Here is a 24,730-nt window from a genome sequence, read left to right as displayed (position 1 = left end):
AACGCCGGAGACGGGCCCCGGCGTTCTTTGCTACCAAACTGTCACGGCTGTGACCGGATCAATCGTCGCGGTGCACTTTCTCGCGACGCTCATGCTTCTCTTGTGCCTCAAGGCTCATGGTCGCGATGGGACGCGCATCCAGACGCTTGAGCGAAATCGGATCGCCGGTGACCGAGCAATAGCCGAATTCGCCTTCTTCGATCCGCCGCAATGCGCCGTCGATCTTGGAGACCAGCTTGCGCGCGCGGTCACGGGTGCGCAGTTCAAGCGCGCGGTCGGTTTCTTCCGAGGCCCGGTCCGTCACATCGGGTATATTGCGGGTGCCGTCCTGCAATGCCTCGATGGTGTCGCGGCTGCCCTCAATCAATTCGGACTTCCAGTTCAACAACTTCCGGCGGAAATACTCCACCTGACGGTCATTCATGAACGGTTCGTCCTCAGCCGGTGAATAATCATCCGGCAGAAAAACTTCCTGTTTCATCTTTTGTCCCTCAACAGTTTTTAGCCCTGACATTTGAGACCCCTCTCCCCGAGATCGCCCCCGTGACGCCGCGTCTAACCTAGCATCTGGGAATTGTCACTACACAATCCCTTTGATTTTTGGTTAAAGCATAGGCGAATGATGAACCCGCATGCCCGGACACAGGATTGAAAAGCATATGAAATTCGAAGGCACAGCCGATTACGTCGCAACCGACGACCTTACCATTGCCGTGAATGCTGCGGTCACGCTCGAGCGGCCGCTTCTCGTCAAAGGAGAACCTGGTACGGGCAAGACCGAGCTGGCCAAACAGGTCTCAACCGCGCTGGGATTGCGGATGATCGAATGGAACATCAAATCCACCACCCGCGCCCAACAGGGTCTCTATGAATATGATGCGGTCAGCCGTCTGCGCGACAGCCAGTTGGGCGAAGAGCGGGTTCATGATGTGAAAAACTACATCCGCAAGGGCAAGCTCTGGGAGGCTTTCGAGGCCGGCGAAAAGGTGGTCTTGCTGATTGACGAGATTGACAAGGCTGACATCGAATTTCCGAACGATTTGCTGCAAGAACTCGATAAGATGGAATTCTACGTCTACGAGACAGGCGAGACTGTCAGGGCCGAAAACCGTCCGATCGTCATCATTACATCGAACAACGAGAAAGAACTCCCCGACGCCTTCCTGCGCCGCTGTTTCTTTCACTATATCCGGTTTCCCGAGATGGATACTTTGCGCAAGATCGTCGAGGTGCATCACCCCGGCATCAAGGAAAAGCTGCTGACCACGGCCCTGACGCAATTCTACGAGATCCGCGAACAGCAGGGTCTGAAGAAGAAGCCTTCCACTTCTGAAGTGCTGGATTGGCTCAAGTTGCTGCTGGCGGAAGACATGGATGCCGCTGACCTTAAAGGCGACGGTACATCTGCGTTGCCAAAGCTGCACGGTGCCCTGCTGAAAAACGAACAGGACGTACATTTGTTTGAGCGGCTTGCCTTCATGGCGCGGGGCGGACGTTAAACCGCCAACACTGCGATACTATCGGTTAAGTGATGCACCCTGCCATCTTGGCGGGGTGTTTTCTTTTGGGGCTCGCCAGCGATTGCTCAAGTTTACTCCATTTAGTTAACGTTACGTTAGCTAAATGGACTAAACCACGCTAAATGTGACACTTTTTTGTCACCATCTGAAATTCCCGTTAAAATTGAATGTACCCTGCCTCAATCTGCCCTATTTGCCCCAAATTTGCCTTAATTGCTCCCTAGAAAGATCGGGATGGAAGGCGAAAAACCCTGAAATCCAAGGCTCAAAAAGGGCAGGCAGGCAATTATGAATGATCATTTCGCACAGTTCGTGCGCACAGAGGCTGTGCGCTGTGCCCGGTTTTGTGCAGCAAAATCCCGACAGAACTTCGGGGCCGTTACATGAGAGCGCGGTCGGTTCTTCCGCTCGTTCTGCTGCTGAACGCCTGCGTTCCTGCGTCCCAGCATGACGTGGCCACCCGCGCCAGCACGTCAATCAGCACCCTGCCCCCGATGAAGATGTTCCAATCGAGTGCGCCAAAGGCCACGATCCGGTCGAACAACGATCTGGCCCTCGATTTCATTGAACTGTCATTCCAGATGGAAAGCGGTCGCCGCCTGCCGGTCCTGACCCGTTTCGAGACCCCGATTACGGTCCGCGTCACCGGCAGCCCGCCTGCATCGCTTGGCCCGGATCTGGCCCGGCTGGTGTCGCGTTTGCGCAACGAAGCCAAGATTGACATTCGTCAAAGCAATGCACCGCAGGCCAATATCACCATTCAGGCTGTGACCCGCGCCGACATCCGGTCGGTGTTGCCTCAGGCAGCCTGTTTTGTCGCTCCGAACGTGTCCTCGCTTGGCGAATATCAAAAGGCCCGCCGCCAGCCCCAGACAAACTGGACGTTGATGCAGAAACGCGAACGGTTGGCGATCTTCTTGCCGAACGATTCCAGCCCGCAAGAAGTCCGCGATTGCCTGCATGAAGAACTGGCGCAGGCGCTTGGTCCGCTGAACGATCTCTACCGTTTGCCCGATTCCGTCTTCAATGATGACAATGTGCACACGGTGCTGACCGGGTTCGACATGCTGATCCTGCGCACCTACTATGATCCCGCGTTGCGTTCCGGGATGACCCGAGGCCAGGTCGCCGCTGCCCTTCCGGCTGTTCTTGCCCGGACCAATCCCGCCGGCATCGCACGCCCCGCCCGTTTTGCCACCCGCACGCCGCGCGAATGGAGCAAAGCTGTTCAGACAGCCCTTGGCCGCTCGATCAGCTTTACCGGACGGCAGACCGCCGCGAACGAGGCGATCCGCATTGCCACCGCAATGGGATGGACCGACCACCGCCGCGCCTTTGCGCATTATGCCATGGGCCGGGTGTTGCAAACCTCGGACCCCCGGGCCGCGCATAAACATTATCTGGCCGCGAAACGTTATTATGTGAACACGCCTGGCACCGACTTGCACCGCGCCTATGTGGCCACGCAATTATCGGCCTATGCGATCACCCGTGGTGCCGGCGCAGAGGCACTGCGGCTGATTGCTCCGCACCTGCAAACCGCCCGCCAAAGCGAGAACGCCGCCCTGTTGTCGACCCTTCTTTTGCTGCGCTCTGAAGCGCTGGAGCTTGAGAACCGCCATGCCGAAGCGCGTAGCGTCAGACTGGACAGCATCGGCTGGGCGCGGTACGGATTTGGTCCGGATTGGGCCGTGCGTGCCAAGCTGCGCGAGATCGCATCGCTCAACCCGCTCAAAGGTTAAACGCGGGGGCGCAAGCGCTTATGATCTATACGGTTCTCGGCATTATCGGTGCCATCATCGGCGGTTTGACAGCCCGCAAGCGGGGCGGCAACCGGATGGATATCGCGCAATACGCCGCCAGTTTCGGCATTGCCTTTGCACTTCTGGGTGTGGTCATCACGGTCTTGCTGGACCGTTGGCTGACAGCGGCCTAACGTAGCCTTATGTTCCTGCCCTTCTTCGATCAGCTTCGCGCCCACAAAGTCCCCGTTTCAATGCGGGAGTTTCTTGCCTTTCTCGACGGTATGTCCGCCGGGATCGCCACCTATGATGTCGAGGCCTTCTATTACCTCGCACGGGTGTCGATGGTCAAAGACGAGCGCAACATCGACAAGTTCGATCAGGCTTTCGCCGCTGCCTTTTCAGGCTTGGAAAACATTAGCTTGGACGACGTTCTTGAAGCTGTTGAAATTCCCCACGAGTGGCTCGAGAAGATGGCTGAGAAGCATCTCAGCGATGCCGAAAAAGCCGAGATTGAAGCGCTGGGTGGGTTCGAGAAACTGATGGAGACGCTGAAGAAGCGCCTTGAAGAACAGAAAGGCCGGCATCAGGGCGGCAACAAATGGATGGGCACGGCGGGGACATCGCCTTTCGGTGCTTATGGCTACAACCCCGAAGGCGTCCGCGCAGGCCAGAAGGAATCGCGCCATCAGCGTGCGGTCAAGGTCTGGGATAAACGCGAGTTCAAGAACCTCGACGATACGGTCGAGCTGGGCACCCGCAACATCAAGGTGGCCCTGAAACGTCTGCGCCGTTGGGCGCGGGATGGCGCAACCGAAGAGCTGGACCTGAACGGCACCATCCGCGCCACAGCAGAGCACGGCTACCTCGACGTGAAAACCCGTCCCGAGCGGCGCAACGCGGTAAAGGTACTACTTTTCCTCGACGTCGGCGGCTCAATGGATCCGCATGTGAAGGTGGTTGAAGAGTTGTTTTCGGCCGCCAAAGCCGAATTCAAACACATGGAATACTTCTATTTCCACAACTGCCTGTATGAAGGCGTCTGGAAAGACAACCGCCGCCGCTGGGATGCGCAAATCCCGACGCATGAAGTGCTGCGCACCTATGGGCCTGATTACAAATGCATTTTCGTGGGTGACGCCTCCATGTCACCTTACGAAGTCGCCTACCCCGGCGGCGCAAACGAGCATTGGAATGCCGAGGCAGGCTCCGTCTGGCTGAACCGTGCCCGCGAGCAGTGGACCAGCAGCCTGTGGATCAATCCGGTGCCAGAGAAATACTGGCCCTACACCCAGTCCATCGCCATGATCCGCGAGATATTCGGGCCGGAGGCGATGGTGCCTATGACACTCGAGGGTCTAAGCCGCGGGATCAAAGAGCTGACCCGCTGATCCTTGCGGTACGGTGCAGCGGAGGTCTCTTTCCCGTATCCCTCTCCCCCCGTCGCACGGTCCCAGATCTGCCGGATTGCCTCATCCATCGCACTGGCCGTTCGGTCCTCACCTCCGTGCCTGTGACAGGATGTCCCTCCCCTTCACCCTTTTTTAAATACCATAGCGCACGGGTTGCTACGCGCCGAACTTCCCCCATATTGAGCCTATGATACGCGTCTTTCCCATTTTGCTGGCAATCGGCTACGCTCTTGTGATGTACCGCTTTTCGGCATGGCGCACTGCAAAGGAGCTAGACGCGAAATCGAGCGAACTGGTCGATCCCACCCTGAAAGACATGAGCGACCGTCTGGCAAAGGCGCTCGATCTGGAGCGGATCAAGGTGCATATTTACGAGATTGATCCTGTGAACGGTCTTGCCGCGCCTGACGGGCGCATTTTCATAACACGCGGGTTTTACAACAAATTCCGCGCGGGCGAAGTGAGTGCGGAAGAACTGGCCAGCGTGATTGCGCATGAGCTCGGTCATGTGGCTTTGGGCCATTCGCGCCGACGGATGATAGACTTTTCTGGTCAGAATGCCATGCGCACCGTGCTTGTGATGGTGTTGGGCCGGTTCATCCTCTTCATTGGCATCTGGATCGCCAATATGCTGACCACTCTTTTGGCCGCTCGGTTGTCACGCGGCGATGAGTATGAGGCAGACGCCTATGCCGCCGCCCTGCTCACAAAGGCAGGTATTGGCGTCGCCCCTCAAATCTCGCTTTTTAAAAAGCTCGAGGCGCTTACCCAATCCGGCGGCGGCACTGCCCCTGCTTGGTTGCTGAGCCACCCCAAAACGGACGAACGGATCAACGCGCTGCAAAAGCTGCAAATGCGCTGGCACCAGTCGGACTGAATAGGGCGCTAGCCCAAGGCTTTCGCGAGCCGGGGTAGACGTGCTTTCTTTAAAAGGGCCCGCATGTCCCAATCGGTGCCTGACATCTGCCACGCCACGCCCAGCACGTCTGATCCCACTTGCGCTACAGCTTCGGGGTGATCCATCCAGATCTGCATCAGATAGCCGTCGGGATCGACACGGCCCAGCCCTTCCTCGGCTAGGGTTCCTTTGGGAAAATCCTTTGCGTTTAGGGTCATGATGCTGTCGGCACTGGAATCCACTGCAACGGCCAGCACATGCACATCATCTGCATCAGGCAGGTAAAGACGGGCAGCAATCTGCGGCGCGGCGGGGCGCTCTGCTTTGGGCCAATTTGCGCGGAGCAGTGCAATTTCGCCGCGGGCCTGCGCCTCCCCAGTCGGTCCGAGCTTGATCGCAGCGCGGGCCCATTCTTCAAGTATCCGTTCAGACCAGATCGGCTCGAACAGGCCCTGACGGGCAACCCCCAGCACCATCTCGCGCATCACTGTCGGATACAACACGCAAGCGTCGATCAGGATGCGTGGTGCCATCAGAGCCGGAAGAACAGCGACTTCAGATAGCCGCTTTCGGCCAGTTGTGGCAGTTGCGGATGGTCCGGTCCGGCAAAGCCGGTATGCAAAAGCACACCTTTACGCCCGCCCCGCCCGATCCCGCGCACGGAAGCGTTGCGGAACTGCGACAGATCGGCTGCGTGGGAACAGGAGCACAGACCCAGAATACCATTCTCTGCCACCAAGGGTGCGGCAAGCCGTGCAATCCGCTCATAAGCCCGCAAACCTGCCTCAAGCGCATTGCGCGATGGGGCAAAAGCAGGTGGATCACAGATCACCACGTCAAACTCGGCACCTTCAGCCCGCAGGGCGGCCAGCGTGTCAAAGGCATCGCCTTGACGGATGGCAAACCGGTCCTGCATGCCCATCGCCGCAGCACCCTGTTCGGCCAGCGCAAGCGCCGGTGCCGAGCCATCCACAGCCAGCGCGTGATCCGCCCCTGCGGCCAGCGCCGCAAGAGAGAACCCGCCGACATGCGCAAAGACATCAAGTACCCGTGCGCCCTTGGCAAAGGAGGCAGTGAAGGCGTGGTTGGGCCGCTGGTCAAAGAACAGGCCGGTTTTCTGCCCGCCCGTGAGGTCGGCCATATAAGTTGCGCCGTTCATTGGCACCGGCAGCGCTTCGGTTGGGGCTTCGCCTACCAAGACGGAGGATATATCGTCCAACCCTTCAAGCGCACGCGTACGCCCGCCCGCGTTCTTCAGCACGTTCACCGCCCCGGTCACCGCCACGAGTGCGGCGCAAAGCGGCGCGAGGAGAACATCAGCCCAGGCCGCATTCGGCTGCACCACAAATGTATCGCCAAAGCGGTCGATCACCACGCCCGGCAGGCCATCGGCCTCGGCATGGATCAGGCGGTAATAGGGGTCGCTGTAAAACTTCTGACGCAGGTCCAGCGCACGGGCGATCCGCGCCTCGAACCACTTTTGATCAATGACGGCTTCGGGATCGCTGTCGAGCATCCGTGCAATGATCTTGGACGCAGGGTTCACACTGACCAAACCCAGCGGCAACCGCTCCGCATCCTCCAGCCGCGCCAGCGTGCCGGGGGCGAGGTTCTTGGTGCGCCGATCCACGACCATTTCGTTGGCATAAACCCAAGGGGCACCGTGCCGGATGGCGCGGGCATTGGCCTTGGGCATCAGGCGTACGGTCGGCAGGGTGGATGAAGCGGTGGGGGAAAGGGGCTCTGTCATAGCGCCCCTTTAGAGCCTTCGCAGCCATTGCGAAAGCATTGTTTTGCGGGCAGCGTGGCTAGCCTTGCACAAAGCGGGCCAGTTCATGCCGGATCACTTGTGCCAAATGATCAGTCACACGGACACGTTGTGTTTGTCCGGCGCGGTCTGCTTCGATGGCGGAACGACCACCCAATGCGGGCAGATTGGCCTCGACCCGACGCGTGGGGGCGAGTGCCTGACCCGTCGAGGCGCGGCGTACAGTAATGTCGAAGACGATATTGTGCACGCCCCCCACGGTATAGCGGGTCTTTTCTGTCACCGAATGAAAGCGCACCACCTCGACCTCCGCAGTCACAGGGGTTTGGCCGTTCATGTCGGCTGTGCCTGCGGCAAAGCCATTCTCAAATAGTGATTTCACCTGCGCATGGCGGTCGCCGATGGGATCACCACGCCAGACGATATCGCCTTTTGGGTAATAGGTATTCGTTTCCGAGACGCTCAGCGCACGCGGTACGACAATGCGAATGTCGCTCACACTGACCGGCAAGGCATCGGGCTGGGTCGTCAGCGCGGCCGGGTGCACAATATTTGTGGCCGGTGCAGAACCCGTAGGGGTTGCGGCCTCAAACGGCGCATTACGGCTGGCGATGTCTGGCATGGCCGCACAGGCGGCAAGGCTTGCGACAACGGGAATTGCGGCGATCAGTTTCAATATACGCATATTTACCTCAAGACTGGCGCATTAGACGGGCGCTTTTGTTCAGTCAAACCTACATGAGGATTGGGGCAGTATTAGGGCGTAATTATTGCAAATTTGCTGGTGTTTCCGGCACTTCACACGTCAGTTTCGCGGCCGTGCCCGCCATCCGCCGCGGCGGCGCGGCGCGGTCATAGCGGTCAACCCTTCGTTCATGACTTCGGTCATCGGGTGGTCCGGATGCTCCGCTGCATAGCGCGTTAATAGAATGCGCAGGGTCGACCCGGTCTCTTGCTCTAGCGGCAAGCTGAGTGCCCAATCCAGAAAGATCGTGCGACATTCCGGTTTTGTGATCTCCACAATCCTGTAAGCCTCCAGGATCAGGCCTTTGGGGTCTTCTGCGTCGCCTTTCATGAAGGGTCCCCCGGTGCCACAACCTTGTCAATCAAAGCGGCTGCTGCGCCGCAGGTCTGCGCCAAATGTGCCGCCGCCTGCTCTACCGTGTCGCAGCCGAGCGACCGGAGCAGAAAACTGGCACCTGCCTGCGCCAGATCAGCTTCGCCCAACGGCTTGGCAGAGAGCAATCGCCCCGCGCATTGCAATTGCCAGCACAGGTCATAGGCACGCGCCAGAGCAGCGGTCGTTTCCCCGTCCCACAGACCTGCCGCCTGCGCCGATTGCAGGGCGCGGCCCGTGTCATGTGCGGCCCCTTTGGTAATCAGGGCACCCGCCTGCGCCAGCAGTTCGATGTCCTGCATCCGGCCCGGTCCCAATTTGACATCCCAAGGCCCGACGGGGGCTTTTGCTGCCGCAATCCGGCTACGCATCTGCGCCACTTCGCTCAGGATCTGCTCCGCATCACGGGGTTGGTGCAGGATTTCGGCGATCAAAGCGGTGACTTCTTCGTTTATGGCCTGAGGACCTGCTACAACCGTGGCCCGCGTCAGCGCCAGATGTTCCCAGACCCAGGCATCGGCTTTCTGGTAGCTCTCGAAGCTCGCCAGGCTGGTCGCAACCGGCCCCTGATTGCCGGAGGGGCGCAGGCGCATGTCCACATCGTAGAGCTTCCCCTGTGCCATCGGCGCGGTCATCGCCGTAATCATCGCTTGCGTCAGCCGCGCATAATAGGTCCGCGCTGCGAGCGGTCGCTTGCCCTCTGATGTCTCTTCGCCGGCAGGATCATAGATCACCATCAGATCAAGGTCGGAGGTCGCTGTCAGCCGCCCTGCCCCCAACGAGCCCATACCAAGGATAACCGCACCGCGCCCCGGGGGCGGCCCATGCCGCGTAGAGAATTGCGCGATGACCGAAGGCCAGAGGCTGGCCAGGACGGCACGGGCCAGATCGGCGTATTGCTGCCCCGCCACATCTGCATCGCTCAGGCCGCGCAGCAAATGCACGCCAATACGGAAATGCCACTCCCGCGCCCACCGCCGGGTGTTGTCTAGCTGTGCTTCGTAAGAAGGCTCCCCTGCCAGCACTGCGTCCAGCATCTCTTTCAACCCCGCCTCGCCCGGCCAGTCGCTGAAGAAATCGCCACCGATGACGGCGTCAAAGACAGCCGCATTGCGCGACAGATGGCCCGCCAGCGCAGGCGAGGTGCTGACCACGTCAATGAGCAGATCAGCCAGCTGTGGGTTGGCTTTGAGCAGTGAAAACAACTGTACTCCTGCAGGAAGCCCCGCCAGAAATCCATCAAAGGCCCGTAGGGCTTCATCCGGTTTGGCAGCCTGCGCCAGACGCGCTAATAGGTCGGGCTTCAACCGCTCGAAAATTTCCGCCCCTCTGGCCGAGCGCAGGGCCGGGTAACTGTGCCAGCGCCCCAGCGTCTCTGCGTCAAACACATGCTCTTCTTCGATTGTCTCCTCAGCCCCAGGCGCGCGGGACGCCGCAAAGAAGCCTTCAGTTACATCATGAACGGCGGACAGACGTGCCGTCAGGTCGGCCTCTAATGCAGGCACATCCACATCCATCATCGCCGCCAACCGCTCGAACCCATGGGGCGTCTTCGGCAGATCATGGGTCTGCGCATCGCGCACCATCTGCAAACGATGCTCGACCGTGCGGTGCGCGCGGTAGTGTTCGGTCAGGACATCAACAGCATCCGATGGCACCCAGCCCTTCTGTCCCAACATCGCGAGGCCTTCGCATGTGCCGCGGAGTCGCAACTCCGCATCCCGCCCGCCCGCAATCAACTGGCGCGTCTGGGTGAAGAATTCGATCTCGCGGATGCCGCCACGCCCCAGCTTCATGTTGTGCCCTGGGAGTGTAATCGGGCCGCCCAGACCCTTATGCGCCCGGATCGCCAGCCGCATGTCATGCGCGTCCTGAATGGCCGCGAAATCCAGATGTCTGCGCCAGATGAAAGGCCGCAGCCGGTCGATGAAATCCGACCCCGCCGCCAGATCCCCCGCCGCGGGCCGCGCCTTGATATAGGCCGCACGTTCCCATGTCCGGCCCAGACTTTCGTAGTAATTCTCGGCCGCCTCCATCGCCAAACACACGGGCGTCACCGACGGATCGGGGCGCAGACGCAAATCGGTGCGAAAGACATAGCCCTCGGCGGTCAGCTCGCTCAGCGTCCCGCTCATGGCGCGGGTCGCTTTGACAAAGGTGGTCCGGGCCTGATGAAAGTCGTCCGGGTCAAAGCGGCTTTCGTCGAAAAGGCAAATCAGGTCGATGTCGGATGAGTAGTTCAACTCCCCCGCGCCCATCTTGCCCATGGCCAGCACAACCATGCCGCCCGCGTCCTCCAGATCGTCTTCGGTCATTCCCGGCAGTTTGCCACGCTTGATCAGCGGTGCCAGTCCCGCCCGCAGGGCCGCTGTGCAGGCTGCATCAGCCAAATCGCTCAACGCACCCGTCACCTGCTCCAGCGACCATGCCCCACCTAGATCGGCCAGCGCTGTCATCAGTGCCACGCGGCGCTTGGCCTGCCGCAAATGGTGCGCAACATCTGCGCCCTCGCAGGCAGCCGCCTCGGCAATCACCTGGGCCACCGCCGCCTGCGGATTATGCACCGCTTGCGCAAGCCAGGCCGCTTCTTTCTCTACCAGAGACATCAAATAGGGCGCACAGGACGCTGCTCCGCTGATCAACGCACGTACCTCCGGTGGGACGTCCGGGACCAGACGGGCTGCGTCCTGCGCACGGTCGTTGTCAAATACACGCGGGGTTCGGGTCAATAGTGAGGCGAGGTTGCTTGTCATGTCCGCAGCTTTGCGCGACTGTCGCGCCATGAGCAAGAGCCTGAAACGCGTACGCGCTGCATTGGACAGCGCCGGTGTTACCGTCGAGATCACGGAGACGGCCCTTTCGCGGACAGCGGCCGATGCTGCTGCGGCCTTGGGGTGCGAAGTAGATCAAATCGCCAAATCCATCGTCCTGCGCGGTGAAACCTCGGGCGAGGCCGTACTGTTCATTACAGCTGGCGGACAAAAGGTCGATCTTGCCGCTGCTGCCTGTTTGGCCGGGGAGGCCCTGGGCAAAGCCGATGCCGCTTTGATTCGCAGCCAGACCGGCTTTGCCATCGGAGGCGTTTCACCGATTGGTCACGTCACGCCCTGCCGTAAATGGTTCGATGCTACCTTGCTTCAATTCGACCAAATATGGGCAGCCGCAGGCACGCCGCACCACGTTTTTGGCATGGCTCCATCAGATATGAGGCAGCTTTCCGGCGCACAAGTTGCTGAATTTACTGACCTTCTCAAAAAAATGTAAACATCTTTCACATTGACCCTTGCACACGCCGACAGAATACCCATTTTGGTTGATGTAAAAGGCATTCACATAAGACCTTTGAGACATCGGGCCGCAGTCTGGCCCTTACGCAGAAAGGCGCGACCCATGACAACGATGACCCAAACCCAAGACTATGCCCGCCGGCCAAACTGGTTTGCCCGCAGCGAAATGTGGCTGGATGATAAAGGCAAAGGCGCCTGGATTGCCGTGATAGTTCTTGGCTTTATCTTCTTCTGGCCCGTCGGCCTGGCCCTTCTTGCCTATATGATCTGGAGCAAACGTATGTTTACTGGAAAATCTTGTACCGCCCGCCGTACCCGCAGCACCCTATCCACCCGCTCTACCGGCAACAGCGCATTCGACGCCTACAAGGCCGACACCCTGCGCCGCCTTGAAGAAGAGCAGACGAATTTCGAGGCCTTCCTCGAGCGGTTGCGCGATGCCAAGGACAAGGCTGAATTCGATGAATTCATGAATGACCGGGCCAAGCGCAACGACACGGCTGCTGAAGCCTGAACACCTCAGGCTCCCGGTTTCATCGGGGGCCTACCCTTCTGACAGATTTTCGAGGATACTCATGACACCCGATCCACATAGCCAGCCCGAGTTCTACCAAGGCATCCCGACCAAACGTTTGCTGGCGTGGTGTATCGACCTGCTGGTGATCGTCGTGCTCTGTCTTGTCATCCTGCCGTTTACCTTCTTCACCGGCATTTTCTTTTTCCCCTTCCTGTTTCTGGTGGTGGGGTTCCTCTACCGTGTCGCAACGCTAGCAAGCGGCTCTGCCACATGGGGCATGCGGCTCTTCTCGATGGAATTACGCCAGTCAGACGACCGGCCCCTCGATGGCGGCATGGCCGTCCTGCATACGCTGGGCTATTCGGTTTCACTCGCGATGGCCCCGCTCCAGCTGATCTCGATCGTGCTGATGCTGGCGTCGGAACGCAAGCAGGGGCTGACGGATATGGTGCTGGGCACCGTGGCGTTGAACCGGCGGCGTTAACCATTTCCCCCAAGTCAGCGGGCATTTTATTAAAACACGGGCTTGGCGACCCGTACCTCGGGCGCTACACTTTTGGGCGACGAGAGAACGGAATTTATGCGCCACACCCTTCCCCTGACACCGCAGTTCTATGTGACTGCCCCGCAACCCTGCCCTTATCTCGAGGGCCGGATGGAGCGGAAACTGTTCACCGCCCTGCAGGGCGAGGCGGCCACCGATCTTAACGACAGCCTGTCAACGCAAGGCTTCCGGCGCTCACAGAATGTGCTCTACCGGCCCTCCTGTGCCGATTGCGCCTCTTGCCTTTCAGCGCGCATCGATGTCTCGGCTTTCAAACCCAGTCGCAGCCAGCGCCGCACAATCAACCGCAACAGCGGCCTGACCCGCCGCGCGACGTCGCCCTGGGCCACCGAAGACCAATACGCGCTCTTTCGCCGGTACCTGGACAGCCGCCATGCGGATGGGGGCATGGCCGATATGGATGTGTTCGAATTCGCCGCGATGATCGAGGAAACCCCGATCCGCAGCCGCGTCATCGAATACACCGACGACGAAACCCGCGACCTGATCGGCGTCTGCCTGACAGACGTGCTGAGCGACGGTGTCAGCATGGTCTATTCCTTCTACACCCCCGACCGCCCCCGCGACGGTTTGGGCAACTACATCATTCTGGACCACATCGAAATCGCCCGCGCCGCAGGCCTGCCTTATGTCTATCTTGGCTACTGGGTGCCCGGCAGCCAAAAGATGGGCTACAAGGCGAAATTCTCAGGGTTGGAAGTCTACATGGGCGGCGCATGGCAAAAGATGCGCAACCCCGATGCGTTCGAACCGGAGCAGCACCCGCTCAGCAATGATCCTATTGCCGAACAGGTCGCAAATATCGCCCTGCCCGATATGGCGCGCAGCCGCCGCTAAACGCCCCTTTCTCTTTTTGGCCTTATATACCGCTTGGCACCTCTGCCACGCGTGCAACATCGCGTCCGTCCCGGAGCTCTCTACCATCCATCCAGAATGACGTGAGGCCGCCCTTGGGCGGCCTCTCTTTTGGATCAAAACCAGCAACCGGTGATCAGTTCGGAATCAGGTCCGGTACAATGGTCACGATCGCGGGGAAGAACCAAAGGATCGCAAGCCCCGCCACCTGGATCAGCACAAAGGGGATGATCCCGCGGTAGATATGCCGGGTCGTCACGCTCGCCGGAGCCACCCCGCGCAGATAGAAAAGCGCAAAGCCGAAGGGGGGCGTCAGGAAGGACGTCTGCAAGTTCACGGCGATCATGATCGTCACCCACTTAGGATCGAACGTGCCGCCGTAGATCACAGGGCCAACGATGGGCACCACGATGTAGATGATCTCCAGGAAATCCAGCACAAAGCCCAGAACAAACAAGACCAGCATGACCAGCAGGAACACGGTCAACTCGTTGTCGAAGGACTTCAGGAACTGCTGGATATAATGCTCCCCGCCAAAGCTGATCACCACAAGGTTCAGCAATTGCGAACCGATCAGGATGGTGAACACCATCGACGTCACCTTGGCCGTTTCGCGCACAACCGGGGTCAGAACGCCCGAGGTGAACAGGACCCAGCAAGAGAACAGCAAGCCGAAGATCGCATAAAGGTACGCACCATAAGCCACAAAGAAAGCGATCCAGCTTTCCGCGCTCACACCTTCCTGATTAATCCGCAGATCAAAGTTCACGCCCACAAGAATGCAGACCACAATCGCCAGCGTGGACCAGATGATCACCTTGGGCGAGCGGTCCTCATCCTTGAGTTTGCGGTAGGCCGCCAACATGATCGCGCCGCCTGCCCCGAGGGCCGCTGCCGGTGTCGGGTTGGTGATCCCCCCAAGGATCGAACCAAGCACCGCCACGATAAGCATCAGGGGTGGGAACACCACGCGGATCAACTCGTTGCGCGCACAAAGCTTGGTCGCATAGACCACACCGTAGATCAAAAGCGCGAATGGAAGGGCCATGAGGACCACGGTCAGTCCCGCTGATGTGGTGGGGCCAATCAACATGATATCAACCAGCACTGCCAGTACCGCACCCACCGCGCCGATGATCAACGGACGGGTCTGAGCCGAGGGCGATACACCGCGTCCGATTGTCAGGAACAGGGACAAGATCACCAGCAGGATCGCAACACCGGTCCCGATGGGGGCTGCATTGGCGATCTTGGCGGCCTGGCTCTCTGCCAATGCCTCCTCGCTCAGCCGCTCTGACTGTGTCAGACCACCTGCTTCTTCGATGACCTGTTGCTCTTGCACCGCGCGGTCCCAAGCGTCCTGCCCGTGCAATTCGATCATCGAGGCCTTACATTCCTCCCCTACATTCGTGCGCAGGCTTGCGGCTTCGCCAATGTCGGAAAAGCTTGAGACGGTTGTCGACTGGCTGCCGACGATCCCGAGGTTCCCCAGAACAATCGTACCCACGATCAGCAATGCAGGTACGCCAAGGAACCAGGTAAAGGCCTCGTTGCGGGTGATTGCTTCGGAATTGGTGGACCCCATCTCGACCGCAGGTGCGTGTTCGGGGTTCAGCAAGGCATAGCCAAAAGCATAAAGCGCATAGAGCAGCGCCAGCAGGATGCCAGGCAGCAGAGCGGCCTGAAAGAGCGTCCCGACAGAGACAACAGCAGGTTCACCCAAAAGCGTCAGCGCGTCGGTACAGCCCGCCGATTGCGCGCGGGCCTCTTGCGCCGCAGAGTAAAGATCGCCCGCCAGTGTGCCCAGCAGGACGATCACGATCGAGGGCGGAATGATCTGCCCCAACGTGCCCGATGCGGCAATCACACCCGTAGCAATTTCAGGCGAATAGCCGTTGCGCAACATGGTGGGCAACGCCAGCAGACCCATGGTCACCACGGTCGCGCCGACAATCCCAGTTGATGCGGCAAGGAATGCGCCCACAACCACAACCGAAACCGCCAGACCACCGGGCAAAGGTCCGAACACCTTGGCCATTGTGGTCAGCAGATCGTCGGCAATCTTGGAGCGCTCCAGCGTGATGCCCATCAGAACGAACATCAACACCGCCAGCAGCGTCTCGATCGACTGGCCCGCCAAAACGCGCTCGTTCATGCGGTTCACGATGAAAGATACATTGCGGTCTAGGGCAACTTCCCAGCCCGAGGGGAACACCGGCTCCCCAATGCGCGGCAGGTCAGGGTATCGGAAGACCGATACGGTATCCTCGCGGATCCCCGAATTGATCAGCGCGCGATATGCATCCGATGAGGTGTCGATCGCCTGATGGATCAGCAGCCCCGCACTATCGAGCGCCGCAATGATCCCGAAAGAGATGATGCCCGCACCACCGATGGCAAAAGCCACCGGAAAGCCTGACAGGATGCCACCAAAAAGGCAGATGAATACAATGATCAGGCCAACTTCGACCCCGTCCAACCCGAAAAACATCAGTGTGTTCCCTCGTATGCTTCTTCGCCTTCGCCAAGGGTGTCCTTGTCGAGGTATTTATTTTCAGACTCCGGGCCTTCCATGAACTCGCAATAACTGCGGTAGAAGATGGCAATGGCTTGCAACATCACCATCACGCAGAATAGGCACAGCAGGACTTTGAAGATGAAGTAACCGTTGAACCCATTGGGCGAGAACCCGATGGTTTCAACGTTCCACTTCAGAACCCGCGATTTGCGTAGCAAAAGCTCTAGCGAGTCAGAGGCGGACGGGTTCGGCGTGACCAGATGACGCCACATGAAGAACCAGCCGTAAAGCCATGTTACCACAGCGAAAGGCAGCATGAAGAACACCGCACCAAACATATCGACGATCTTTTTGGTGCGGAATTTTGCGCCGGCATAGAACAGGTCAACCCGCACATGGCCGCCTTGGATAAAGGTGTAGCTGACACAAAGACAGACCACCAACGCGTTGAAAAGCTTCAACTCTTCGGCGAACCACGAAATGTCGAATTGCAGCGGGATGCCAAACCCGACCGAGATATCGGGGCGTGTGAAAATGCGTTGCATGAAGACGATGATAATCTGCTGGATCACCATGATCAGACCGGCCCAGGCAAACAGGCGCCCTATGCCGTTGCCGAACCATTCCAGCCCCCGTACGACAGCCCACATCAACGGGCGGTGCCACATGGCAAACGCGGTCAGCACCAGCAGACCCACAAAACAGACAAAGAAGAATTCGACCGATGCGCCATAATAGATGAACCGCATCAGCGCTTCGGAATTGGACCAGTCCAGCCAAAGCTGTGGCTGCAAGACGGCGGCGAAAAAGTTGTAAAAGGCTTCCAGAAAATTGCCTAAGATGAACTGGATCAATCCACCGTCCTGGAATTTATCAAGGCAGCTGATCTTTGCGCCCTCAGCTGCGCGGAAAAATCCCTCGCATACTACGTCGTTTTCCATAAACTCCCCTCCCCGCTTGCGTCCGGGAGGTGTCCCTTCTGCGTGCAGATGCGGTCATTGCCGCGCATTGTTCTTAATGTGCATCAAGGGCCGCGAAAAGCGCGGCCCTTGAATTCGTAAAAAGCGGTGTCGCTTACATGTTCGCGCGTACACGCTCGCGCTGCTCGACGTAGAAGGCGTCTGATTTCGACAGCCATTCAGCAGAAGACGTGAGTGAGGCTTCAAAGCTTTCGCGGGTCCGTGCGAACAACTCGTCGCCCATGTTTTCGTCCATCACCTTGGCAGATGCGGCACCAAATGCATCCCAGACATCGTCGGAGAACTGCATGGTTTTCACACCCTGCTGCTGCAGGCGCGCAAGGGCCGCGCCGTTGTTGGCCAGTGTTTCAGCCAGCTGCGTGTGCGTTGTCGCCATCGCTGCGTATTCGATGATCTTCTGGTGCGCTGGGGACAGTTCGTTGAACACATCAAGGTTCACCGCCGCGGTCAGGCCGGAACCTGGCTCGTGGAAGCCCGCTGTGTAATAGACTTTGGCAACTTCCTGGAAGCCCGCGCGCTCGTCTGCGAAGGGTCCAACCCATTCCAGACCATCCAGAGCACCCGAAGACAGCGCCTGGTAAAGTTCGCCGCCCGGAATGTTCTGAACGGATGCGCCCAGCTCACCCAGAACCTTGCCGCCAAGGCCGGGCATGCGGAACTTGAGACCGTTGAAGTCTGCAGCAGATTTGATTTCGTTCCGGAACCAGCCACCGGACTGCGAGCCGGAGTTGCCTGCGAGGAAGGACTTGAGGTTAAAGATCTCGCCCAGCTCGTTGTGCAGCTCGTGACCGCCGCCGTGGTGGTACCAATTGGTCAGCTCTTGCGCCGTGCCGCCGAAAGGAACAGCCGTGTAATAGGCATATGCCGGGTGCTGACCTATGAAATAATAGTCAGCAGCGTGGTACATGTCGGCCTGACCGGATGAAACAGCGTCAAACACTTCAAAAGCGCCAACCAGTTCGCCGGGGGCTTTTTTGTCGATTGTCAGAGTGCCGTCAGACATCTCGTTGACCATGTTGTTCAGATACGTTGCCGCATCGTCCAGAACGGCAAAACCGCGTGGCCATGATGTGACCATTGTCAGCGTTCGCTTGCCTTGCGCATAGGCAGGTGCGGCGAGTGTGGTTGCGGCGGCGGCTGTGCCGCCAAGCGCGGATGTCTTCAGAAATGAACGACGGTCCATAGGGTTACTCCTCCCGAGTAGGATGCCCGCATACCGTCTTTTTGCGGCTGCGGGTCGTTTCAAGTGGGCGTACCGTAACGTGGCGTTCGGAAAGTAAAATACCTAGTATTACGGAGAGAGACAGTAATTTCGGCATACCGATTTGAAATCAATGAACTTTTTGCCGTTAACATGGTTTGATCCCAACTCTGCGCAGACCTGCAAATCCTGCGGCTCTTTGAATTGCCGTCGATTCGGCGTATCGAATCGCACATGCACTGGTTTCTGCCCCGATACACCTTCAGCTATGCCCAAAAGCTGACGCTGCTGGCGACGATCCCCCTGATCTTTGCGGTGGCCGCCATTGCCGTGCTGGTGGCGTTGCAAGCGCGCGCGCTGGCCGAACGCGAGATCTTTACGCTCGAAACCCAGCTCATTGATGCCAAGAAGGCCGAGCTACGCAATTACGTTACGCAGGCCCGCAACGGGTTCTACTTTATCTATGGCAATGCCGCCCCCGACGATGACCTTGCCAAAGAAAGCGTGGCCCAGATCCTGTCGGCAATGATCTATGGCGAAGAGGGACAGTTCTTTGTCTATGATTATGACGGCACCCAATTGGTCAGCCCGCGCCAGACGGACCGGATCAACGTGAATTGGTCGGGCGAGACCGACAGCGAAGGCACACCCGTGGTGGATGAGTTGATCCGCATAGCCCGCGACGGCGCCGGCTATCACAGCTATCTCTGGCCCAAGACTGAAACCGGACAGGAGGCGCGGATGATCACCTATGTCACCTCTTTTCCCTCCTGGCGGTGGGCAGTGGGGACAGGTGTGTTTATCGACGATGTGTTAGGGTCCATCGCCACGGCACGGGCGGATGTGGAGCGGCGCGTGCAGCGGACCTTTGTGCATATCGGCGGGATCACACTTGTGGCCCTACTGATTGTTTTTGGCACCGGCATGCTGATCAATCTGCGGGAACGCCGTCTTGCGGATGCCAAGTTGAAAAAGCTCGCCCAACGGGTTTTTGACGCTCAGGAAGAGGAGCGTGGCCGTGTGGCGCGGGAATTGCACGATGGCATCAGCCAGATTTTGGTCGGTGTGCGCTATGCCTTGGAAAATGCGCGGCGCAAGCTGGAACGCGGCGATGCAAGCGCGGATGAGCCTTTGGGCAAAGGCATCGGGTCGCTGAGCGAGGCGATCACGGAAGTCCGCCGCATCAGCCGCGATTTGCGCCCCGGTGTGCTGGATGATCTGGGCCTTGGTCCGGCGTTAAAGACGCTGACAGAAGAATTCGAGGCCCGCACCGGCATCATCTGTGAATTCCATACGGTGGTGTTTCGCAACCGTCTGGACAATGAAGCAAAGATCGCACTCTACCGCATAGCCCAAGAGGCCTTGACCAACATCGAACGGCACGCCGGTGCAACGCGCATAGAGGTCAAATTGCGCGGCCACCGGCGGGGTGCGACCCTGCGCATCAGTGACAACGGACGCGGACTTGGCGATAACCGATCCGCAGCCTCGGCCGGGCTGGGCCTGCGCAACATGCAAGAACGGATGGAGCAGTTGCGCGGCACATTGGAGATCCAGGCGACCAAGGGGAGTGGCACCACTATTGAAGCTACCGTCCCGCTCAGCCATATGCTGCCGCCGGAAAGCACCGATCAACCCAAGGAAGCCGCTGAATGAGTCAGTCAATTCGCGTTGTTATTGTCGATGATCACCCGATGGTCGCCGAGGGCATTCAATCCATTCTTGAAAGCTATGACGATATCACCGTGATCGGCACGCTCAGCAACGGGCGTGCTGTCATTGACCAGCTCGAGGAGCTGAACCCCGATGTGATCCTTATGGATTTGAATATGCCTGATATTGGCGGACTGACTGCAACGGAAATGGTGCTGGAGCGCCGTCCCGGCACGCGCATTGTTATTCTGTCGATGCATGACAATCCGGAATACATCGCCTCGGCGCTTAGCCACGGCGCGATGGGTTATCTGCTGAAAGATGTGCCGACAGAAGAGATCCGGAAAGCGATTGATGTGGTGATGGGAGGCGAGCGGTATCTATGCACGGGCGCGCAAGGCTCCATCGCGCCCAAGATGAACGGCGCCCGCGAGGCATTGACAGAGCGCGAGCAGACCATCCTGTTGCAGCTGGCTTCGGGCCGTTCAAACAAAGAAGTCGCAGGCGTGCTGGATATTTCGGTTCGCACGGTAGAGACGCACCGTAAGAACATCAAACGCAAGCTTGGTATCTCCAGCACCGCTGGCCTGACCCGCTATGCGCTGGAACATGGTGTATTGCAGGGGACCGGCGTGCGGCTGTGATAGGCTTGCTTAGAAGAAAAAAGCTATCGGGCAAATGGCATCCGAAGATCATTCCCAAACCGGCTGGGCACGAAGCTTTAGGTCGATGACCAGATCGCATGCATGCCCTCCAGCCCATCCAATTCGAAACGACCGGCCTTGGCCAGAGTGTAGCCTGCGTCCTGATCAATCAGATCTTATGTGACATTTGACACCCAGGTTTCATCTGGCTTCGCAATTGTCGCGATCCGTGCGGCCTTGTTGACGACCGATTCAAAGAAATCATCATCCTTCCGAACACCCTTTCCGGTGTGGATCCCGATGCGCAACGAGATTGCGGGGCCGTCTGACACTTTGATTGCCTCGTGAATACGCCGCGCCGCCTCAAGCGCCAAAGCAGGTTTCGGGAAGCTGGAGAGTGTCCCGTCTCCCAAGGATTTTACGAACTGCCCCTTCTCTTCTTCGATGATCTGTTTGAGTTGACTGAAGTGCTGCGACACCTCCGATGTCCACAAACGGTCGCCCATGACCGACGCCAGCCCTGACGAATTCACAATGGCGGTGAACATGACAGACGCTTGCCGTCTTGCTGGTCAATCGTTAAACCCTCTGCAGTTGCAGCAACCAGATCCGCAATTGCTGTTTGTTTGAAGCCGACAAACTTTTCGTTCGCAAGAGGAACGGAGCCATGCCGGTGCACCATCTTCCAGATCCCGTCTTCAAGCGCAAAGATCAGGGTGTTTCGAACAGCGACCACTTTGTCCGGCTCATGCGCCAAAGTCACATTGTGCGCGAAACAGACCCACCCCACACGACCGTTTTCGTAGGCTTCGCCAAAGGTCTCTTCCTGTTTGATAATTGTTGGAATTGAGCCGAAAAACTCAGCAATTGCGGACTGCACAGCGACACCAGACCACAGTTCATCCTGTCCAGTGCCGATGAACAGCATATGATCCCGGTCCGTGAGTATATTCTCGATTTCATTCCCGCGCCCGTCTTGAACCGCATCAAGCCATCGCCGGCATACCGATAGGAGTTCTGGCGAGTTCCGTGTCATCCTGGCGCACTCCGAAAATCAGTGTGGTCATATCCGCGACGCAAGTCGCCTGCATAGCAGGTCTACAGCAATCGGTCATTGGATGGGTGGAAAAGCATGGCGCTGCCTGGGTTCAAGCTCTGGCAAACCCATCGAGGTCGTCCGGCGCTCCTTGCGCAGCAACCGGCATACCGGATTTCTACATTGCGATTAGCGAGATACAGGGCAAGCTCGCCGGTTTCTTCACATCTGCACTGACCGGCCAGAAGCCAGCCTCGGGTATCCCTGTTCGCCCGGATTTCTTTCCCTTTTTAGCGGCTAACCCTTGAAACGCGCCGCGCAAACCCGTGTTATTTCACCAGAGACCCGCCAAACGAAATATAATGTCGCAAAAATCGACCGCTGCGACATATTTTCACGAAATTCCCTGTTGACGCCTCCGATCAGCCTTCATAATGTCCGCAAACGCAGTAAGGAGCCTTTAGGCATGACAGAACTAGTCGTCATCGTAGGACACACGCGCATGGGCCGGTAACGGTTAACCATATTCGATCCCATGCGCCCCCGACATCCTCGGGGGCTTTTTTATGCGCCACAGAAACTGAACGCCTCACGGAGCAAGACCATGACACGCAAAATGACCGGAGCCAAAATGATCGTCCAAGCCTTGATTGATCAAGGTGTCGACACCGTATTCGGATATCCCGGCGGCGCGGTCCTACCGATCTATGACGAGGTATTTCAGCAAAATTCGATCAAGCATATTCTGGTGCGCCACGAACAGGGTGCGGTGCATGCCGCCGAAGGGTACGCGCGCTCGACCGGAAAGCCCGGTGTTGTGTTGGTGACCTCTGGTCCCGGTGCGACAAATGCGGTGACCGGTTTGACAGACGCCTTGATGGACTCCATTCCGCTGGTGGTGCTGACCGGACAGGTACCAACATTCATGATCGGATCGGATGCATTTCAGGAAGCCGACACCGTTGGCATCACCCGCCCCTGCACCAAACACAACTGGCTGGTGAAAGAGACCGATAAACTGTCCGGGGTTGTGCATGAGGCGTTTCATGTCGCAACCTCGGGCCGTCCCGGTCCGGTGCTGATCGACATCCCGAAAGACGTGCAGTTTGCCACCGGCACCTATACGCCCAAGGCGCCCTCGACCTCGCGGTACCAACCGCAGTTGAAAGGCGATCTGGAGGCAATCACCGAATTGGTCGCCGCCATCGAGAAAGCCAAGCGCCCTGTGTTCTACACCGGTGGCGGCGTGATCAACTCCGGTCCCGGGGCCAGCCAATTGTTGCGCGAACTGGTCGAGGCCACTGGCTTTCCCATCACCTCTACCCTCATGGGTCTCGGCTGTTATCCGGCGTCCGGTGACAAATGGCTCGGTATGCTGGGGATGCACGGGCTTTATGAAGCGAACATGGCAATGCACGGCTGCGATCTGATGATTAACATCGGGGCGCGCTTTGACGACCGGATCACCGGTGTGGTCGACCTGTTCAGCCCGAAGTCCAAAAAGGCACATATCGACATTGATCCTTCGTCGATCAACAAGGTCATCCGTGTCGACATCCCGATCATGGGCGATGTGGGCCATGTACTGGAAGATCTGCTCAAGATCTGGAAGTCGCGTGGCCGCAAGACCAACTCCGAAGCTGTGGCGAAATGGTGGAAACAGATCGAGGAATGGCGCGCGGTGGATTGCCTGAAGTTCAATCAGAAGGGCGGCACGATCAAGCCACAGCACGCGCTGGCGCGGCTTGAAGCACTGACCAAGGGTCACGACCGCTATATCTGTACCGAAGTGGGCCAACACCAGATGTGGGCTGCGCAGTATCTGGGGTTTGAAGATCCCAACCGCTGGATGACTTCGGGTGGCCTTGGCACCATGGGATATGGCTTCCCTGCGTCAATCGGCGTGCAGATGGCACATCCGGAGGCCACTGTGATCAACGTGGCGGGCGAAGCATCGTGGCTGATGAACATGCAGGAGATGGGCACGGCGATGCAGTACAATCTGCCCGTCAAACAATTCATCCTGAACAACGAACGGCTTGGCATGGTGCGCCAGTGGCAGGAATTGCTGCATGGCGAACGCTATTCGTCCAGCTGGTCCGAGAGCCTGCCTGATTTCGTGAAACTGGCCGAAGCGTTTGGCGCCAAGGGCATCCTGTGCTCCGACCCGGATGATCTGGATGATGCGATCATGGAGATGTTGAACCATGATGGTCCGGTCATCTTTGATTGCCTCGTTGAAAAGCACGAGAACTGCTATCCGATGATCCCGTCAGGGAAAGCGCACAACGAGATGATTATGGGCGAGAATGTCGATACACAAATGGTCATCGACAAGGACGGTGCGGTGTTGGTGTAGATCGTTTTCTTTCAAAGAAAACGGACGGAAACTTTGAAAGTTTCCGATGCAAGAATGAAGGAACCAAAGATGTCAGCTCTAAAAATCAAAAAAGGCGCCACCAGCCATTCCGCCTACAACCTACGGCCTAATTTCTCGGATGTGGTCGAACGCCACACCCTGGCCGTTCTGGTCGAAAACGAACCCGGGGTTCTGGCGCGTGTCATCGGTCTGTTTTCCGGTCGCGGCTACAACATCGACAGCCTGACTGTGGCCGAGGTGGACCACACCGGCCACCTCAGCCGGATCACCATCGTCACGTCGGGCACGCCGCAGGTGATCGAGCAGATCAAGGCGCAACTGGGCCGCATCGTTTCAGTGGTTGAAGTGCATGATCTGACCGTTGAGGGTGCCAGTGTCGAGCGGGAGCTGGCGATGTTCAAGGTGTCCGGCAAGGGCGAACAGCGGGTCGAAGCGCTGCGACTGGCCGATATCTTTCGGGCAAATGTGGTCGACAGCACGCTTGAAAGCTTTGTTTTCGAAATCACCGGCGCGCCGGATAAAATCGACGCCTTCGCGGACCTGATGCGCCCTCTGGGGCTCGCAGAAGTTGCGCGCACTGGCGTCGCGGCACTTTCTCGCGGCGGCTGACCGCCCGCCCTACCGGAGGCGTGCGGCG

General features: G+C 58.5%; 24 protein-coding genes. 13 read left to right on the top strand and 11 right to left on the bottom strand.

The annotated features are described in order from the left end of the window. Window positions 1-58: 58 nt before the first annotated feature. On the bottom strand, window positions 59-514 hold the full coding sequence (gene dksA / locus Z945_RS0114425; protein WP_025052810.1) for an RNA polymerase-binding protein DksA: 456 nt from the start codon (window positions 512-514) through the stop codon (window positions 59-61). A 145-nt stretch (window positions 515-659) separates the two neighbouring features. Here dksA and Z945_RS0114420 point away from each other — a divergent pair, with 145 nt between their 5' ends. The 5 genes from Z945_RS0114420 (at window position 660) to Z945_RS0114400 (ending at window position 5,551) form a co-directional block, all read left to right on the top strand. Beyond that, complete coding sequence (locus tag Z945_RS0114420) at window positions 660-1,499, top strand: AAA family ATPase (protein WP_025052809.1); 840 nt, start codon at window positions 660-662, stop codon at window positions 1,497-1,499. Between the two features lie 404 nt (window positions 1,500-1,903). After that, a complete protein-coding gene (locus Z945_RS0114415; RefSeq protein ID WP_025052808.1) occupies window positions 1,904-3,262 on the top strand; it encodes a DUF2927 domain-containing protein in 1,359 nt (452 codons plus the stop codon). A 20-nt stretch (window positions 3,263-3,282) separates the two neighbouring features. Then, complete coding sequence (locus Z945_RS0114410; protein ID WP_025052807.1) at window positions 3,283-3,456, top strand: hypothetical protein; 174 nt, start codon at window positions 3,283-3,285, stop codon at window positions 3,454-3,456. 9 nt (window positions 3,457-3,465) lie between these two features. Continuing rightward, on the top strand, window positions 3,466-4,653 hold the full coding sequence (locus Z945_RS0114405) for a vWA domain-containing protein (RefSeq protein WP_025052806.1): 1,188 nt from the start codon (window positions 3,466-3,468) through the stop codon (window positions 4,651-4,653). Window positions 4,654-4,861: 208 nt separating this feature from the next. Continuing rightward, a complete protein-coding gene (locus tag Z945_RS0114400) occupies window positions 4,862-5,551 on the top strand; it encodes a M48 family metalloprotease (RefSeq protein WP_025052805.1) in 690 nt (229 codons plus the stop codon). An 8-nt stretch (window positions 5,552-5,559) separates the two neighbouring features. Here the strand turns inward: Z945_RS0114400 and Z945_RS0114395 are convergent, their stop codons facing one another. The 5 genes from Z945_RS0114395 to Z945_RS0114375 all read right to left on the bottom strand — a co-directional run bounded on the left by Z945_RS0114395 (window position 5,560) and on the right by Z945_RS0114375 (window position 11,210). After that, window positions 5,560-6,105: an RSP_2648 family PIN domain-containing protein gene (locus Z945_RS0114395; RefSeq protein ID WP_025052804.1), complete on the bottom strand. Its 546-nt coding sequence runs from the start codon at window positions 6,103-6,105 to the stop codon at window positions 5,560-5,562. Further along, complete coding sequence (locus Z945_RS0114390; protein WP_025052803.1) at window positions 6,105-7,322, bottom strand: RSP_2647 family RNA methyltransferase; 1,218 nt, start codon at window positions 7,320-7,322, stop codon at window positions 6,105-6,107. The genes Z945_RS0114395 and Z945_RS0114390 overlap by 1 nt, the downstream gene beginning before the upstream one ends. A gap of 58 nt (window positions 7,323-7,380) precedes the next feature. Further along, a complete protein-coding gene (locus Z945_RS0114385) occupies window positions 7,381-8,025 on the bottom strand; it encodes a DUF6778 family protein (RefSeq protein WP_025052802.1) in 645 nt (214 codons plus the stop codon). Between the two features lie 120 nt (window positions 8,026-8,145). Beyond that, the gene (locus tag Z945_RS0114380) at window positions 8,146-8,415 is read right to left on the bottom strand and encodes a hypothetical protein (RefSeq protein ID WP_025052801.1); all 270 of its coding nucleotides are present in this window, start codon (window positions 8,413-8,415) and stop codon (window positions 8,146-8,148) included. Further along, on the bottom strand, window positions 8,412-11,210 hold the full coding sequence (locus tag Z945_RS0114375; RefSeq protein WP_025052800.1) for a bifunctional [glutamine synthetase] adenylyltransferase/[glutamine synthetase]-adenylyl-L-tyrosine phosphorylase: 2,799 nt from the start codon (window positions 11,208-11,210) through the stop codon (window positions 8,412-8,414). The genes Z945_RS0114380 and Z945_RS0114375 overlap by 4 nt, the downstream gene beginning before the upstream one ends. A 28-nt stretch (window positions 11,211-11,238) precedes the next feature. Between Z945_RS0114375 and Z945_RS0114370 the strand changes: the two genes are divergently transcribed. The 4 genes from Z945_RS0114370 to Z945_RS0114355 all read left to right on the top strand — a co-directional run bounded on the left by Z945_RS0114370 (window position 11,239) and on the right by Z945_RS0114355 (window position 13,663). Then, window positions 11,239-11,721, top strand: coding sequence for a YbaK/EbsC family protein (locus Z945_RS0114370; protein WP_025052799.1), 483 nt, complete (start codon window positions 11,239-11,241; stop codon window positions 11,719-11,721). 126 nt (window positions 11,722-11,847) lie between these two features. Further along, entirely contained in the window at window positions 11,848-12,258 is a 411-nt protein-coding gene (locus tag Z945_RS0114365; RefSeq protein ID WP_025052798.1) for a DUF2852 domain-containing protein, read from the top strand. A gap of 61 nt (window positions 12,259-12,319) precedes the next feature. Continuing rightward, window positions 12,320-12,745, top strand: coding sequence for an RDD family protein (locus tag Z945_RS0114360; RefSeq protein WP_025052797.1), 426 nt, complete (start codon window positions 12,320-12,322; stop codon window positions 12,743-12,745). A gap of 96 nt (window positions 12,746-12,841) precedes the next feature. Further along, complete coding sequence (locus Z945_RS0114355) at window positions 12,842-13,663, top strand: arginyltransferase (protein WP_025052796.1); 822 nt, start codon at window positions 12,842-12,844, stop codon at window positions 13,661-13,663. Between the two features lie 154 nt (window positions 13,664-13,817). Here the strand turns inward: Z945_RS0114355 and Z945_RS0114350 are convergent, their stop codons facing one another. The 3 genes from Z945_RS0114350 to Z945_RS0114340 form a co-directional block, all read right to left on the bottom strand. Then, the gene (locus Z945_RS0114350; protein ID WP_025052795.1) at window positions 13,818-16,172 is read right to left on the bottom strand and encodes a TRAP transporter large permease subunit; all 2,355 of its coding nucleotides are present in this window, start codon (window positions 16,170-16,172) and stop codon (window positions 13,818-13,820) included. Next, window positions 16,172-17,140 (bottom strand): TRAP transporter small permease subunit, encoded by a 969-nt coding sequence (locus tag Z945_RS0114345; RefSeq protein WP_025052794.1) that lies wholly within the window; start codon window positions 17,138-17,140, stop codon window positions 16,172-16,174. The genes Z945_RS0114350 and Z945_RS0114345 overlap by 1 nt, the downstream gene beginning before the upstream one ends. 133 nt (window positions 17,141-17,273) lie before the next feature. Then, window positions 17,274-18,362 (bottom strand): TRAP transporter substrate-binding protein, encoded by a 1,089-nt coding sequence (locus Z945_RS0114340; protein ID WP_025052793.1) that lies wholly within the window; start codon window positions 18,360-18,362, stop codon window positions 17,274-17,276. A gap of 252 nt (window positions 18,363-18,614) precedes the next feature. Here Z945_RS0114340 and Z945_RS0114335 point away from each other — a divergent pair, with 252 nt between their 5' ends. Then, window positions 18,615-20,036 (top strand): cache domain-containing protein, encoded by a 1,422-nt coding sequence (locus Z945_RS0114335; protein WP_025052792.1) that lies wholly within the window; start codon window positions 18,615-18,617, stop codon window positions 20,034-20,036. Continuing rightward, window positions 20,033-20,677 carry a response regulator transcription factor gene (locus Z945_RS0114330; protein WP_025052791.1) on the top strand — a complete coding sequence of 215 codons (645 nt, stop codon included), beginning with the start codon at window positions 20,033-20,035 and terminating at the stop codon, window positions 20,675-20,677. Before Z945_RS0114335 ends, Z945_RS0114330 begins: the two co-directional genes overlap by 4 nt. Before the next feature lie 176 nt (window positions 20,678-20,853). Here the strand turns inward: Z945_RS0114330 and Z945_RS0114325 are convergent, their stop codons facing one another. After that, window positions 20,854-21,225, bottom strand: a complete 372-nt coding sequence (locus tag Z945_RS0114325; RefSeq protein ID WP_025052790.1) for an adenylate/guanylate cyclase domain-containing protein — start codon at window positions 21,223-21,225, stop codon at window positions 20,854-20,856. Next, entirely contained in the window at window positions 21,207-21,713 is a 507-nt protein-coding gene (locus tag Z945_RS0114320; RefSeq protein WP_081781008.1) for a nuclear transport factor 2 family protein, read from the bottom strand. The genes Z945_RS0114325 and Z945_RS0114320 overlap by 19 nt, the downstream gene beginning before the upstream one ends. Before the next feature lie 604 nt (window positions 21,714-22,317). Between Z945_RS0114320 and Z945_RS0114315 the strand changes: the two genes are divergently transcribed. Further along, window positions 22,318-24,072 carry an acetolactate synthase 3 large subunit gene (locus Z945_RS0114315; RefSeq protein ID WP_025052788.1) on the top strand — a complete coding sequence of 585 codons (1,755 nt, stop codon included), beginning with the start codon at window positions 22,318-22,320 and terminating at the stop codon, window positions 24,070-24,072. A 69-nt stretch (window positions 24,073-24,141) separates the two neighbouring features. Continuing rightward, window positions 24,142-24,702: an acetolactate synthase small subunit gene (ilvN, locus tag Z945_RS0114310; RefSeq protein WP_025052787.1), complete on the top strand. Its 561-nt coding sequence runs from the start codon at window positions 24,142-24,144 to the stop codon at window positions 24,700-24,702. The last annotated feature ends 28 nt before the right edge of the window (window positions 24,703-24,730 follow it).

It is taken from the genome of Sulfitobacter noctilucae (assembly GCF_000622365.1).
Lineage (GTDB): Bacteria > Pseudomonadota > Alphaproteobacteria > Rhodobacterales > Rhodobacteraceae > Sulfitobacter > Sulfitobacter noctilucae.
The sequence above is the reverse complement of the archived record's forward strand: the minus strand, read 5'-3'. Positions and strand labels throughout refer to the sequence as shown.